The sequence below is a fragment of the Caballeronia sordidicola genome (genome assembly GCF_002220365.1).
Classification (GTDB): Bacteria; Pseudomonadota; Gammaproteobacteria; order Burkholderiales; family Burkholderiaceae; genus Caballeronia; species Caballeronia sordidicola_C.
In genome coordinates this window covers 1-15099 of record NZ_MTHB01000104.1, presented here as the reverse complement: position 1 = coordinate 15099, position 15099 = coordinate 1, and the positions used below count along the sequence as shown (strand labels likewise).

At 55.7% G+C, this 15099-nt stretch carries 6 protein-coding genes and 3 pseudogenes; 5 read left to right on the top strand and 4 right to left on the bottom strand.

The window, feature by feature from the left end; translation table 11 throughout:
• A pseudogene (locus BSU04_RS15815) lies at positions 1 to 1433 on the bottom strand (phosphoketolase); the annotation flags it as partial.
• A gap of 1555 nt (positions 1434 to 2988) precedes the next feature.
• Here BSU04_RS15815 and BSU04_RS15805 point away from each other — a divergent pair.
• Together BSU04_RS15805 and BSU04_RS15800 are read left to right on the top strand one after the other, a co-directional pair.
• Positions 2989 to 3729, top strand: a complete 741-nt coding sequence (locus BSU04_RS15805; RefSeq protein WP_086383151.1) for a PRC-barrel domain-containing protein — start codon at positions 2989 to 2991, stop codon at positions 3727 to 3729.
• A gap of 260 nt (positions 3730 to 3989) precedes the next feature.
• Positions 3990 to 5123, top strand: coding sequence for an alkene reductase (locus BSU04_RS15800; RefSeq protein ID WP_089161479.1), 1134 nt, complete (start codon positions 3990 to 3992; stop codon positions 5121 to 5123).
• Between the two features lie 170 nt (positions 5124 to 5293).
• On the opposite strand, the gene BSU04_RS15795 is transcribed toward BSU04_RS15800, so the two are convergent.
• From BSU04_RS15795 to BSU04_RS15785, 3 genes and pseudogenes are all read right to left on the bottom strand, one after another.
• Positions 5294 to 6121 carry a ferritin-like domain-containing protein gene (locus BSU04_RS15795; RefSeq protein WP_089161478.1) on the bottom strand — a complete coding sequence of 276 codons (828 nt, stop codon included), beginning with the start codon at positions 6119 to 6121 and terminating at the stop codon, positions 5294 to 5296.
• A 978-nt stretch (positions 6122 to 7099) separates the two neighbouring features.
• A pseudogene (locus BSU04_RS15790) lies at positions 7100 to 7600 on the bottom strand (IS30 family transposase); the annotation flags it as partial.
• Between the two features lie 124 nt (positions 7601 to 7724).
• On the bottom strand, positions 7725 to 9161 hold the full coding sequence (locus BSU04_RS15785) for an ISKra4 family transposase (RefSeq protein ID WP_441299950.1): 1437 nt from the start codon (positions 9159 to 9161) through the stop codon (positions 7725 to 7727).
• 856 nt (positions 9162 to 10017) lie between these two features.
• Here BSU04_RS15785 and BSU04_RS15780 point away from each other — a divergent pair.
• The 3 genes and pseudogenes from BSU04_RS15780 to BSU04_RS15770 form a co-directional block, all read left to right on the top strand.
• Positions 10018 to 13818, top strand: coding sequence for a chemotaxis protein CheB (locus BSU04_RS15780; RefSeq protein ID WP_086383148.1), 3801 nt, complete (start codon positions 10018 to 10020; stop codon positions 13816 to 13818).
• A 509-nt stretch (positions 13819 to 14327) separates the two neighbouring features.
• A pseudogene (locus BSU04_RS15775) lies at positions 14328 to 14617 on the top strand (transposase); the annotation flags it as partial.
• Between the two features lie 66 nt (positions 14618 to 14683).
• A partial coding sequence (locus BSU04_RS15770; RefSeq protein ID WP_179258335.1) for an IS110 family transposase occupies positions 14684 to 15099 on the top strand: 416 nt, incomplete at its 3' end.

Below are 15099 nucleotides of genomic sequence, written 5' to 3'. Positions count from 1 at the left end.
AGCCCATGTCGTCCCGTGAGGAGATACCCCTCCAGCCAACCCTCGCACTGGTGCTCGCTCAGCATCGAGTCTAGTATCCGTCCGGCAGGCGCCAGAAATTCGTCTTCTTTGACCGCCTGGGCATCCCACTGGCGGTTTGTGACTTCAAAGACTGCGCCAAGAAGGTTTGAAAGCGTCTCGTCAGGACCAAAGACTCGAAAGTTTCGTTGTTCCTGATTCAGTGCGACGACGTCACGAAGGAATTTGCCGAGTACTAGCGTATCTTGCGCTTCAATAGCACCCGGCGACGGAACGTCCACCGCGTGGAGTTGGAAGTCCGGCATCCGCAGTTCTCGTAACAGCAAGCCACCGTTTGCGTGAGGATTGGCACCCATTCGCCGCTCACCTTTCGGCGCCAGGTCAGCTAGTTCGGGAATCAACCGGCCGGTGTGGTCGAACAGTTCCTCTGCTTTGTAGCTCTTCATCCAGCCCTCGAGTTGCTGGAGATGCTCAGGATGTTCCGAGTCGACAATAAGCGGCACCTGATGTGATCGAAAAGTGCCCTCAATCTGCAAACCATCGACGACTTTCGGACCGGTCCATCCCTTGGGTGACCTCAGTACAATCATCGGCCACCGCGGGCGAATAGCGTGGCCAGTTTTGCGAGCATCCTTTTGGATCCGCCTGATTTCCGTGACAGCCTTCTCCAAGTGGGTGGCCATCAGTTCATGCATTTTGTCCGGGTCGTCGCCTTCCACAAAATAGGGCGACCAGCCGCATCCTTGCAGGAATTGCTCGAGCTCTTCATGTTCGATGCGCGCCAAAACCGTCGGGTTACTAATCTTGTAGCCGTTGAGGTGCAGAATCGGTAGCACGGCTCCATCGGTGACTGGACTCAGAAACTTGTTGGACTGCCATGAGGTCGCGAGCGGTCCCGTTTCCGCTTCGCCGTCCCCTATTACACACGCAACAATGAGATCCGGATTGTCAAATGCAGCACCAAACGCATGACTTAGCGAGTATCCCAACTCACCACCTTCATGAATCGAACCTGGCGTAGTCGGCGCCACGTGACTCGATATCCCGCCAGGAAACGAGAACTGCGTGAAGAGCCTTTTTAGCCCCGCTTCGTCCTCGCTGACATCGGGATACACTTCGCTGTACGTGCCCTCCAGATAGGTATTACCTACGAGCGCCGCTCCTCCGTGCCCCGGTCCAGAGATGTAGAACATGTTGAGGTCATGCTTTTTAATAACCCGGTTCAGATGGACGTAAATAAAGTTCTGCCCCGGTACCGTACCCCAATGCCCGACTACGAGGGGCTTGATATGCTCCATCTTCAGCGGTTCGCGCAGCAGCGGATTGTCGTAAAGGTAGATCTGTCCGACGGAGACATAGTTCGCAGCGCGCCAGTAGGCGTTTATCCTGCTCAGTTCGGTCGGATCGAGTGTCATTTGTCCAGCTGCGGGCGATGCTTCACCGCGTTGGATGGTTGAGTCTTGTGTCGATGTGGGCGTGTTCATTAATCTCGAATCCTATTTATCGTGGTTCGGTAGGATCGGCAAAACTCTAGAAGTTCTTGTCTATCCATCGCGGAACTACACGGTCCATTTCCAGGTGCTTACGATTTAGCCAATCGAGCATCGGCATGAGACGTCGGGCGTTTGGCGCGGCTTTCGGCGTCTTGATCTCACGGTCCTTGCAGTCGGACCTGCCAAATGTAAAATATTCACTCACGCATCGATACTAACGCCGAGTTCGGCGAGAGCGGAAGGTTCGGAAACTACGCAGACCGGCATTTTTACCGGTTCATTGATCGATCGTGGTGGAAGGCTGTTTCGATCACGTCGAGAAGAGTCCGCGACGCTGGACGTGTGCTTGCGAGCAGACTGCGCAGACGCAACGGCGTGTCGTGTATCCCCTGTCAAACTCTAACTAGGCGCGTCAAGCAGGAGCTGGAATGCCTTCAGGAAAAGTGGGTGGCCCATCTGCCATACCGGCGGGCCACGACCATGCTCAAGGAAGTTCTGCCGCGAAATAAGGGCATTTTGTTCAGCAGCGCCCGGAACCGGATTCATACCCTTGGAGAACTACTCGACGCTGATATCGAGCATGATATCGCCAAGCTGCCGCAGGCCGTTACAGGTGTACAGGTTCGCGAATCCAACTATGTTGCCGCCGTGAGCGACGTTCACCGACAGTCCCCCGGAATGGGGTGCCTATGTGCATAGAGAGGTCAAGTCAGCCGGAGCGCGACTCGATCAGTTTCTCAGCCAAAAAGGTGTGGCAAGCGATGCGTTCGTGACCGCAATCAGCGACGACGCAGGTGAATTTGCGAAGACTGCCTATCAGCAACATAGCCGAACCCACGGTGAACTAAGTCGTCAGCCACCGCAAGGCCAACCAGCAACCGATGCGTTGGACCGAGGGAGTTCGAGATAGCAGCTCCGCTTCACGGAAAATACCTCTGGGCAGCGTCGCCAAGCCAGCCCCGACCAGCGAGCAGAGCCAGCTGTGCAAGCTTGGACTATGCCGGCGCGGCCAGACGAAACCGATCTTCCACTCTTGCAAGCCCTTCTTTGGCGTTCGATATTCTCGCGGCCATGTCTGGAAAATCGCGACTGATCCGGAACCATCGCACTGGATACGAAAAGCACGTCGTTAAAGGAGAGCGCCGTTGAGCATCGCAGGCATACGCGGCCGGTATTCTCCTTCATCGGTGGGCTCTTTAGCCCTCTTTATATGTTGTTCTTTGAAGCCGCCTTGGAATCATCCGAAAGCCAGAGCCGTCTATGAATGTCTTTCAAGCGAAGCGCGCGTCTTTATGAGTAGATTCCGAGCCTATCGGTCACCGCACTCGCCGTCTATGCTTGCTCGTAATCCTGCAGAAATATGACGGCTTGTTGGCGTATGAAAGCGGACAAAATTTTGGCTAGCGGAATTTTTAACCTCTGTTGGCCTGCTTCGTTTGGCGGACGAACGACATCTCGTTAACGATAGGGAACTCATATGCTGCGCAGCATAGAAGATTTGAAAGGTTGCAAGGTAGCGTGCCAAGATGGAGATCTTGGCACGGTAGAGCACGTCTATTTCGACGACGAGTCCTGGGGCATCCGCTTTATAGTTATCGGGGCGTCGGGATGGAACGGCGGGCAGCAGGTGTGGGTATCTCCCTTTTCAATCAAAGGCATTGATTTCGCGGCAGGCGTCGTCACCCTGGATCTGACACAGCGGAAAATGATGGGCAGCCCTCCAGTCGATACCGGGAAACCAGTCTCGCGACTTAAAGAAAGCAAGCTGTTCGACTACTATGGATGCAGACCGTACTGGGCAGCAAGAGCCAAGCCTCCGTTTGAGTCCTCCTCCGGGACGGGCGACTCACGACTTGGACTTGAATCCTCACAGCAACTTCGTCCCACGCTGCACGTGAAAGGCTCACGGCTCGATATACACCTGCTAAGTGCACAACATGCGAAGAGCTTCTCTGTAGCGACTGCGGACGGCACCATCGGGCGTATCGCTGATTTTGTGTTCGACGATGAAACATGGATCGTTCGCTACATGACTGTTGATACACGCGATTGGTGGAACAGTGCAAGGGAAATGCGCTTGTCCACCGAGTGGATCGACGGTATCGATTCTGCAAGCTCTACGATATCGACAAGCCTCAGTCGTATTTCCGTCGAGCATAGTTCAGCGTATGTAGGCACCCGCTCTTTAAACCACGTTTACGAAGCTCTTAGTCATTGACTCGACCGCTGAGTTCGCTTGTCCGAGTGTCTTCAACATCAGTACCATCAGATGATTTCTATCTGAATCGAAGGCGATGTCGAGATGCTCGAATTCGCGATAATTCATGTCATTCGAAACCCTGGCGCGCGCGACAGTACTGATGAGTCATCGAATGACTCATCGGTACTGCGACAAAATTGTTCAGCTAGTTCAGCACTTGGGGCTGATGTCGGGACCTTTTCCACGGGATACGTCTTCAATAATCCACTAGCTATAGCATGAAAACAACATATCGGACTCGCTCCAATCTGGCTCTCTTCGAACCATCGCGCGCAGGAGCGCTCGAACTTGCCAATCGCATGGTAATGGCGCCCCTCACGCGAAATCGAGCCTGGCCAGATTTAGTTCCGGGACCATTTGCGCTTGAATACTACTCACAACGCGCCACGGCTGGCTTGATCATCGCAGAAGCCACTCAGATATCGGCCCAGGCGCAGGGCTACGCCGGTACGCCCGGATGTTATACAGACGATCAGGTCCGAGGTTGGAAAAGGATCACTGACGCTGTGCATGCCAAGGGCGGCAGAATTGTTGTCCAGTTGTGGCATACGGGCCGAGTCTCTCACACAAGCTTCCAGAAGCACCGTCAGGCACCGGTGGGGCCATCGGCGATCCGTGCAAAGACCAAAACCTTCTTGCACGGAAAGGGTTTTGTTGACGTGTCGATGCCCCGAGCGCTCCGGATCGACGAGATCCCAGGCATTATCGCGGACTTCCGTCACGCCTCTACGCGAGCCATTGAGGCCGGTTTCGACGGCGTCGAACTGCATGGCGCCCACGGATACCTGCTAGATGCATTTCTACGCGACGGAACCAATCATCGTGCCGACGAGTACGGCGGTTCCATCGAGAACCGCTCGAGATTGATTCTCGAGGTTACCGAGGTTTGTGCGGACGCCATTGGCGCTGACCGCCTTGCAGTGCGGCTATCTCCGGTTTCGACCGCGGGCGATTCGCGCGATAGTAACGCGCAGGCCCTATTCGAGCATGTCGTGGAGAACCTAAATCCCATCGGACTGGCGTATGTGCACATTGTCGAGGGCGAGACTGGAGGAGCGAGGGACAGTATCGCGTTTGATTATGCTGCTCTGCATGACCGCTTCGATGGCGTCTGGATGGTAAATAACGGTTACGACCGGCAAATGGCGATCGATGCGGTGGCGAGCAGCCGCGCAGATCTCGTGTCGTTTGGACGACTCTTCATGTCCAATCCAGATCTCGTGGAACGCCTCAGGATAAACGCTCCGCTCAACGAAATCATGGGTGAGGAAACGTTCTATGGCGGCGGCGCCCATGGCTATACGGACTACCCGACGCTTGAAGAAACCCGGACCGCATTTGCCCTACCATAAAAAGGAAGTTGGAACCATTCCGCGGGACAATCATCAGACGCCACCGGCAGCGGCGCTAACCCCGTCTTCCGAAAGGGCTGGCCAGGTTGAATGATTTCCGGCAGTATCCTCGCATGGGCATAACATTCGATACAAAGCTAGGGTGCTGAAAGTTCTATCAAAGGCAATCGCTAGCTCCGTAGCACCCGCCTAGCTAGCATTGCCAAGGGGCGTTCGGCCAAATTCCGCAAACGGGTATTTAGTTGCAGTGGCTTGAGCGTCATCTGCACCGCGAGTTGGATTGGATAGTTCACGCGCATCAACCCGAAAACCCGGTTGCTCACGTCTTCGAACGAAGGCGAACTCTCGCTCCCGGAACATCGCCATTTATTGGCGTATCGTATCGCTATTTTTGTATCTGTCTGCCGCAGTTCGACAAGGCGGCGCCAAAGCGCAGCGACTACCTGAGACCGGGATATAGGATCCTCGTTTTGGTATTTCAGGAAATAGCGATAGAAGTGTTTGTAATGCTTTAACTCGTCATTGCGGATGCGCCAGGCAAGATCCTGAAGAATCGGTTCATCGCAAACCGCATGGAGCGCCTGGTAATAAGTGGCGGTGCCCATCTCAACAATGCATCGCGAAACCATTTCCTGAGCGCGTGTAGGCTCAAGCTTCTCCATGCTGCACAACTTCGAGTATTCTGACAACAAGTCGGCAAACGCTAGGTTCCAGTCGAACTCCGGCCAGACATGTTGAACGTAAGCCTTCAGTGCTCGTCCGTGCTGAAGTTCTTCCGGTTGCCATTGCTCACTCAGCCAAACTGCGATCTCCGGGTCGTCTGAGAAGTTGGTTACGAGATTATGCGTGTAGATATCCGAGCAGCTCTCGATAAACGACGCACTGCACACAAGGATGAAGAGCTCTTCACGCTCTCGCACACGTGCGATATCGACATCGCCGTAACGTATATCGTCGAAATTCCAATGCGACTTTTCAAGACCATGAGATCCGTACAATTCGTATTCCTCGTTTCATAAAAAGGAAAATCGACCGCAGCCTAGCGCGTGCTAATCGCAGAAAGCAAAGGTATTCATCGGCCAGCCTTGTGAATGCCGTCGCCAGTTGACCAAAATCATTACAGCGCTGTTGCTACCTCTACCACGATAGCGCCGACTGCTCGACAAAGGCAGGCTCGGAAACTACTCAGACTGACCCATCAAAGCCTCTCGGCTCGCCTAAATCTGTGGCAATCACGCGGCAACCGACAATAGCCAGAAAATTCTCTCGCCAGGTCGTCTAGCATTGGTAGGGCATGCGGGCAGCCACTTGCAGTTCAAAAAGGGTGCGACGCTCTCCTTGGATGTCTCGCCGCAACTAGCGCAGAGCTTGTCCTACCATAGGCCGAGCTCGGGGCACGGGTCATACTGAACTCAGCTTGCCTCTGAGTAGTTTCCGATTCTATGTTTCAGGCCGAAAGACAACTACTATCAAATTCATCAACGACTGTTAAGACTCGAGTCAGAAGCGGATCAAAGCATTGGGATGCACGTCATGTGGAAATGCCTGACACAGAGGAATATCAACGGCGCTGCGATCAAACTCGTATTCGCGTTCCCTCTGGTAGGCGCAAATCCCCGGCCGCACCGAGGAGAGTGCTACGTTGACGAAAACGGTTTGCTCCAGCAGACCGAACGAGCCGAAAATTTTTAAACCGACGATAAGTGGCGAAACCTCGTCGAACTTCCATTAGCAAAGCCCTGAAGGAGACGAGCGAGCCTCAAAGGTAATTTCGGGCTCTCGAGGAAAACGATCACAGCTTCAAAGTTCCGCCTATTAGTTCCTTGGGCGCATGGGTCGACCGATGGGCGTTGTTGCAATAAAGAGATCGGTGCAGAGATGACGTTTACGCGCTACGGTCTTGGCACTGCCTCTGTTAACTCGATGAGGAACTGCGTAGATTCTCGGCGGTTTCAAAGGTGAAGCGCAACAGCGGGTTAATGAACGGAAGCTGAAGTTATCGAAGCAGTTGCGAGCATACGTTCGAACACCTCGAATGGCGAATGAAATGCATGCGTAGCACGAGGTCGGCTGTTGAGGCTGTCGGCGATGGCATCAAGTTCGTCCTGGCTGTAAATCGAGAGGTCAGTGCCCTTTGGCAGGTACTGCCGCAGCAGCCCGTTGGTGTTCTCGCAGGTACCGCGTTGCCACGGGCTGTGCGGATCGCAGAAGTACACGCGCACGCCGGTGGCGGCGCTGAGCTCCTGATGGCGGGTCATTTCCTTACCCTGGTCGTAGGTGAAGCTCTGGCGCAGTGGGGCGGCGATTGAATTCAGTTTGGCAGTGAAGCCCGCCAGGGCCGAGGCGGCGGTGGCGTCTTCCATCTTCGCCAGCAGCACCAGGCGACTGGTGCGCTCAACCAGCACGCCGACGGAAGACTGGTTGCCGGCGCCCTTAATGAAGTCGCCTTCCCAATGACCTGGCATCACCCGGTCGTCGTCCCACGAAGTGAAGTTGGGACATCGTTCCCCAATTCAAAGGCCCGTAAATCGGTAATTCGCCTCGTCGCTGTACCAGGCTTTACTTTCCATCGATGGAGTGCAGTTAAAACCGGAGGCAGCGCTAGGCAACACGTTGGCGCCGATTGTCACGTTTCCGCGCTGCGGAGAATTGCAGTGGTTCCGGCATTTCCCGCATTTTTAGATCCCCGTTTAGCACGGCGACCCGAACCTGAACGAGCAGGTGTGCGCCCTTATTGGTCCAGCGCATCTGCCGCTTCTTCGCACAGCGCAAGCTCACGACTTCATTGACCGCCGATTCCGCGATACTGCTGCTGATTGGCATGCCGCGCCGATAGCGCCATCCGTAGTTGACCAGGTATTGGCCATTGGATTCCAGGAACCAATACGTCCCGCGAAGATTCCACCACAACGTCATGTGCGCCGAGTCTTTCGGTAGGAGTCCGAACATGTCATAAATACTCTTGAGTCTTTCGACGGCTTTGGAACCCTTGCCATGCCATGTCAGCCATTTCGCCGACGCGATTTCGTCTTGTACGGGGCGCCCGTTGAGCGCCAACAGGTCAGGAAACTTTTGTGCCGATTGCTCGATCGCACGAAATTTCATGGCAATGTGAAACCAATCCAAAATCCGGTTTAACGGCCTCTTGGATCCATCGACGGCTTTCTCAAATTCGCCTGCGCCATCGGAGACGATCGTGATATTCTGATCATTCGCGACGCCTTGCATCGAGAGAAAATGATCAAGTCGGGTCGCGGCCGACGTGACCTCCCTATTGACGTATCCATAGACCTTACAACTACCATCGTCGCGAACCGCACGGCCGGCGATTATGTTCACGTGTCGCCCGGTAGGCAGCGGGCGCTTCGAAGGGTAATACTGCGAGAACTTGGCTTCATCCTGTTCTTTGCGAGAGGGCCGGTGGCGCAGCCATGCGGAATCCACCGCAAGAGCGACTATCTTGACGTGGCTATCGGCCGGCGGATACTCTCGTTCACCGCGAATCGCGCTTTCGGCGTGATCGTCGAGTTCTTGGCCGACTGCCCATACGCGATTCCTCAATCCGGATGTGGGGATCGTTTGATCGACCGGCAAAACCTCTTTCAGCAAGGTCGTCGCCACCGCATAGGGAAGATGGGCTGCCCACTTGACTTGTAAGTATTCGAGCTCAGGACTGACGCGCAGCGGTATCGCTAATGCGAGCGGGCTGAACGATTTTGCGCTTCGGTCTTGAACGCACTTGCAGACGCGCAGCTGAGGGCTGTCGATCGTTACTTTGCCGAAAACCGTTCGGTATCGGATCGCATGGGTCGCTTTGATCGATAATGCCCTGCCGCACTGCGGGCAATTCAGGGAGGCCGAAACAACAACACGAGTCTGTGCGCAGACCAATGCGCGCTGCGCCTCGTGTACCAAACTTCTGCCTTCAGCCAAGTTTAGGCCAAGTTGCTTTAGATCGCCGTCGAGCCGTTCAAATTCAGCCAGTCGTATTGCCTCGCCGCCGCCAACGCCGTCGTCAATTCGCGCCTCGATGATCATCCGCATGAGAGCCTCCGTAATTGATCGTAAGGCAACAAATATATCGGTACTCTGCCTTACCGGCTGCCTCCGGTTTTAACTGCACTCGGGTGGTCCGTTGCCACTATCGAAATTGGAGCAAGCTCATGACTGACTGCTCATGGCCGCACCCGGTCCGGCGTTGAACTGGCCGAGTGAGCCGCCAATGATCGGTCCGCGTCGGGCAGAAGTCGACCCTGAACGGCCGCGGAGAGTGGCGACTGGAGTGTCCGCTGCCGAGCACGAGGGGTCAGTCGTGGCTCATCACGAAAACCAAAATTTCCCCAAAAAAGTCAACCTGCACCGTCAAATTGGACCGGCGCAGAGAGCGGGAGGAATCGGCGGTCCTCGCCCACTTGATGGTTGACGTAAATCAAAACCTGCATGGACTGATTACAATAACCTGCTACGAAGCCCCGCCTATGGATGACGAGAGCAGATTGAGTCTTCCAAAGCGACAAGTGCGGGGAGGGTCGGGGCACGCCTTATCAAATGGCATGTAAGATGCGCCCCATACCGGTCGGATATCGCTGTACAGGCGACAGTGCTAATAAGTCTGGCTCTTGCCAGAACATTCCCGTGAAACGACCGCACTCACACATTCAAGGATCGGCTCGGTTGTTTGGGCTGGTATATTGCCTTAAGCGGCCATCGATTCGGTTTTTCCAAGACATACTCAATGCCTAAAACTGGATGAACAAGCGCCCTTCCAGCAGGCATGCATTTGAAATCCTGCGCGGCCATTGACAAGCAGTAAGAGCGCCAACGAATGCTTGCTCGCAAGCATCGCCTACATCACTGCAGCCTCCCGTCCGAGGTGCCTTTGGAACCAAATGTGATGTCAGAGATCTCCCGGCATATCCCGGCGGCAGGGCAACCGACAACCAGTGACCCCCTTTCATCGCCGGACCGTGATCTCCGTAATTCGCCGGGGGCGTTTCTGGTTGTCGCCATAGGCGCGTCGGCCGGCGGCCTAGATGCCTGCAGAAAGCTCGTGGATGCCCTGCCCGCACCTACCAGCATGGCCTTTATCCTGGTCCAACATCTCGACCCAACCCACCAAAGCATGCTAGTGGAGTTGATCGCCAGCCACACGTCAATGACGGTGGTGCAGGCAGTGGACGGCATGCCGATTGAGCGCGAACACCTGTACATCATTCCTCCCGGCGTTTATCTCGCTGTGGACAACAACGCGCTACATCTCTCTCAACCTCAAGAGCGCCATGGCGCGCGCCTGCCGTTCGATTTTTTGCTGCATTCGCTGGCTGATGAATATCGCCCGCGTGCCATCGGTGTCGTCCTTTCGGGAACCGGTGCCGATGGCAGCATGGGACTGAAAGCGTTGAAGGAGAAAGGCGGGTACGTCATCGCGCAGGATCCTGACGAAGCCGAGTATGACGGCATGCCGCGGAACGCCATCGCAACCGGCGTAGTGGATCTCGTACTACCGGTGGCTGCGATTGCCGATGCGCTTATCAAATACGATCGGAGCGTGACGCTTACGCCAACGCAGAACGATTCGATAGCGGTTGATACGACGGAGGATCTAGATAGCGGTCCACACGCGTTGGATCGGGTCATTGAACTTCTCCGCACAAAAACTGCGCACGATTTCACGCTTTACAAGCCGGGGACGCTGAAGCGTCGCATCGAGCGGCGCATGGCGATGGCCGGAGTTGTGAATGACGACATGGATCAGTATCTCAAAATGCTAGGAACCGATGCAGCTGAGCTCGAGCTCCTCGCGAAGGACCTTCTGATTAACGTCACCAGCTTCTTTCGTGATCCAAAGGTCTATGATTTTCTGGCGCAAAAGATCATTCCTGAGCTGGTCAACAGTCACACTGACGACCGCCCCCTACGCATCTGGACGGCCGGATGTAGTACGGGAGAAGAAGCCTATTCGATCGCGATGCTTTTTATCGAAGAGATTGCAGCCTCGAAACGCAATATCAAAGTCCAACTACTCGCTTCCGACGTGGATCCGGATGCTGTAGCGACCGCCCGGGAGGGTGTATATCCTGAAACGATCCAGGCAGATGTGTCGCCTGCGCGCCTTAAGCGCTTCTTTTCGCTGGAGGATCACCATTACCGCGTCTTGCCTGAGTTGCGTGCAGCGATCGTATTCACTGTTCAGGACGTGCTTGCAGATCCGCCCTTCTCGCGTCTGGACCTAGTTTCCTGCCGGAACCTTCTCATCTATTTGCGCCCTGAGGCTCAGGAGAAGGTAGTTTCATTGTTTCATTTTGCGCTGCGCGAAGGGGGCGTTCTGCTGCTGGGTAACGCGGAGACGGCCGGTAACGTTGAAGGCCGCTTCGAACTGATCTCCAAGCAGGAAAGGCTGTATCGACATATCGGTCGCAGCAGGCCCGGGGAACTGAATTTTTCGATGCCTGCCGGTAGTGGGATGCGAGTTCCCACAGGTCCGGGACAGGGCCGGGCACCTCCGCGCCAGTCCGCTCTCGCCGAACTTTGTCGACGGCTGGTGATCGAGCGTTATGCGCCGGCGGCCGTCCTGGTCAATCACGAGCACGAGTGTGTCTACTCTCTAGGTGCGACGGATCGTTACCTGAGCGTAGCACCGGGGCAGCCCACTCACGACCTCTTCGCCATGGCACGACCGGGTGTGCGCAACAAACTCCGGTCGGCGATCCAGCAGGCCACTCAGGAAAACGTGCGCACCATCATCACTGGCGGCCGAGTGACCTACGATGGTCGTCCCCTGGCCTTCAGAATCGATGTCCAGCCCGTGATGACGGAGGGCGAGGCGTTGTTCTTGGTCTGCTTCATCGACCAGCAACAAGTCGAACTGAAACAAAGGCCGGAAACCGCTCACCCCATCGAGCCGCAGAACGAGGCACGGGTTACCGAACTGGAGCAGGAACTCGACGCCACCCGTGGGGAACTGCAGGGCGCCATTCGTAATCTTGAGATATCGAGCGAAGAACAGAAGGCAATCAACGAAGAAGCCTTGTCGGCCAACGAAGAATTCCAGTCCACAAACGAGGAATTGCTCACCTCCAAGGAGGAATTGCAGTCGCTTAACGAGGAGCTTACAGCTCTCAACGGGCAACTTCAGGAAACCTTAGAACGGCAGCGGACAACAAGCAATGATCTCCAGAATGTTCTGTACAGCACGGATGTTGCGACGCTTTTCCTCGACACCGAGCTCAAGATCCGCTTCTTCACGCCTGCTACCAGATCGCTATTCAGCGTCATTCCAAGCGATATCGGTCGGCCGCTTGCGGACCTGAATTCGCTCGCGACCGATGGTGCGCTCCCGATCGATGCGCACGCGGTGCTGCACAGCCTTGAGCCTGTCGAGCGGGAGATCGAAACGCAAGGCGACATGTGGTTCACTCGCCGGATACTGCCCTATCGCACCGAGGACGGCGGGGTGGGCGGGGTGGTGATCACCTTTACGGACATCACCGAACGCAAGCGTACGGCGAAGGCGCTGGAACTCGCCAGGAAGCAAGCCGAACTGGCGAATATCGCGAAGTCCCGCTTTCTTGCATCTGCCAGCCATGACCTGCGCCAACCGCTGCAGACGCTTGCCTTGCTGCAAGGGTTGCTGGCGAAGACTGTCGAGGGTGACAAAGCGCAGGATCTGTTGACGCGGCTCGATGAAACGATAAGCGCGATGTCTGAGATGCTGAATACGCTGCTCGACATCAACCAAATCGAAGCGGGCACGGTCCACGCAGAAATGGTCAGTTTCCCGGTCAACGATCTGCTGCACCGGCTGAAGAATGAGTTTAGCTTTCAGGCGCAAGCAAAGGGAATCGTCCTCCACGTCGCGAGCTGCAGTCTCACGCTATACAGCGATCCCCGTCTTCTCGAACAGGTGATCCGGAATCTGCTGTCGAATGCCTTGAAATACACCCCCCACGGCAAGGTACTGCTGGGCTGTCGGCGACGCCATGGGACGCTGAGCATCGAGGTCTGGGACACGGGCGTGGGGATCGTAAAAGGAGAACTTCAGGCGATCTTCCAGGAATATCATCAGATCGATAACCCTGCGCGCGAGCGTAGCCGGGGCCTCGGCCTGGGTCTGTCGATCGTCCAACGGATCGCTGATTTGCTAGGTTGCCGATTGCAGGTTCGCTCCCAACCGGGCAAGGGGTCAGCGTTCGCTATCGAGATCGACCTTCCGACGCTGGGAGCGCTAACGCAGTCTCAGCCCCTTCCGGTACAAGTGCCCGATCAGCAAGCGATCGAACAAGTGCCAGATCAGCAAGCGACCGAAAGCGCGCATCGTTCGGGCATGATTCTCATCATCGAAGACGATCCCGAGGTGCGCGAGGCACTTAAACTTGTTTTCAGTGAAGAGGGACACCACACGATGGGAGTACCTGATGGTGCCGCCGCGCTCGAATGGCTGGCCCAAGGAGGTGCCGTGCCAGACTTGGTGCTGGCCGACTATAACCTGCCGAACGGGACGAATGGAGTCCAGGCAGCGATGAATGTGCGGGAGAAGCTGGATCGTGAACTGCCAGTCATCATTTTAACCGGCGACATCTCCACCGAAACCTCGCGCGATATCGCGCTTCATCATTGTGAGCAGTTCATTAAACCAGTCAAGTTCAAGAACCTGTCGAATGTCATCCAGCGCCTGCTGGCAACACCACACGTTTGATAGCAACCAAGCGATGTCCTCAGCTAGATGTCGGCCTCGTGCGTCTGTTCGAAAAACCTAATGAACACCGACCGGCGCACGTTCAACTTTGAATGAGTCAGACGAGCCGCAACAGCGAACGGCCGCTATCAGGTGAGCTTCAGACCATAGCAACGGTGGCTCGGCCGTCTGCTAATGGCCGACGCCGGTCCGACGCTGAACTGGCGAACTGGGCCGGCCGTTGATCGGTCCGCGTCGGGCAGAACTCGACCCGGAGCAGTCCCAAAGCCTTTCATAAAGCGGTCGTTCAGAGTGCTGCCCAAGTCGGTAACTTCTCGCGCATCTGTCTTGTCCGGATCTTCACAGACGCACCGCTGATGCCGTCTGGCAATCTATTTCGATAGAAAGGCGAATAGTTGGCCGGCATAGCGGGCGTTGTATGCTCACGTCCACACGTTAATGAATGAGCTTGCCCGCAAAAAATGGATCCCTTGCTGAGTGTGTAAAACTCACGCAAGGAGGAAGGAAAGATGGGTAATCCGAGAGCTCGATATACGCAGGAATTCATGCTGGAGGCGGTGCGTATGGTCCGCGGTGGCCAGAGCATGGCGGCGGTGGCGAAGATACTGGGCATCAGCCCGAAGACGCTGCACAACTGGGTGAAGGCCGATGCCGCTGGGAAGCTGAACGGCGCAGGCAAACAGGTTTCTCCAGAACAGATGGAGATTGCCCGGCTGCGCGCGGAGTTGGCACGCGTGAAGATGGAGCGCGACATATTGGGAAAAGCCACGGCGTACTTTGCAAAGGTGTCGGCATGAAGTAATGCAATGGACTCCCCACCCCTCGGGGTGGGCATAATTACGATTTTCCAATGAGGAGGTCCAACATGAGCGCAGAACTGATCGGGCTCGATATTGCGAAGAATGTCATTCAGGTTCACGGAGTGAACGCAGTCGGCGCAGCGGTACTGACGAAGCGTCTCAAACGTTCTCAGGTGCTCGAGTATTTCGCAAACCTGTCGCCTTGCCTGATCGCGATAGAGGCTTGCGCTGGTTCGCACTATTGGGCGCGCCGACTGGCTGGCTTCGGGCACCGAATCAAGCTCATTCCTGCGCAATATGTGAAACCATTCGTCCGGCGTTCCAAGACAGATGCCCGTGACGCCGCAGCCATTTGCGAGGCGGCTCGTCAGCCGGACATGCCAACAGTAGCTGTCAACACCGAGGAACAACAGGCTGTCCAGATGTTGCACCGAATTCGACAACGGCTTATGCAAGAGCGCACCGCCTTGATCAATCAGGC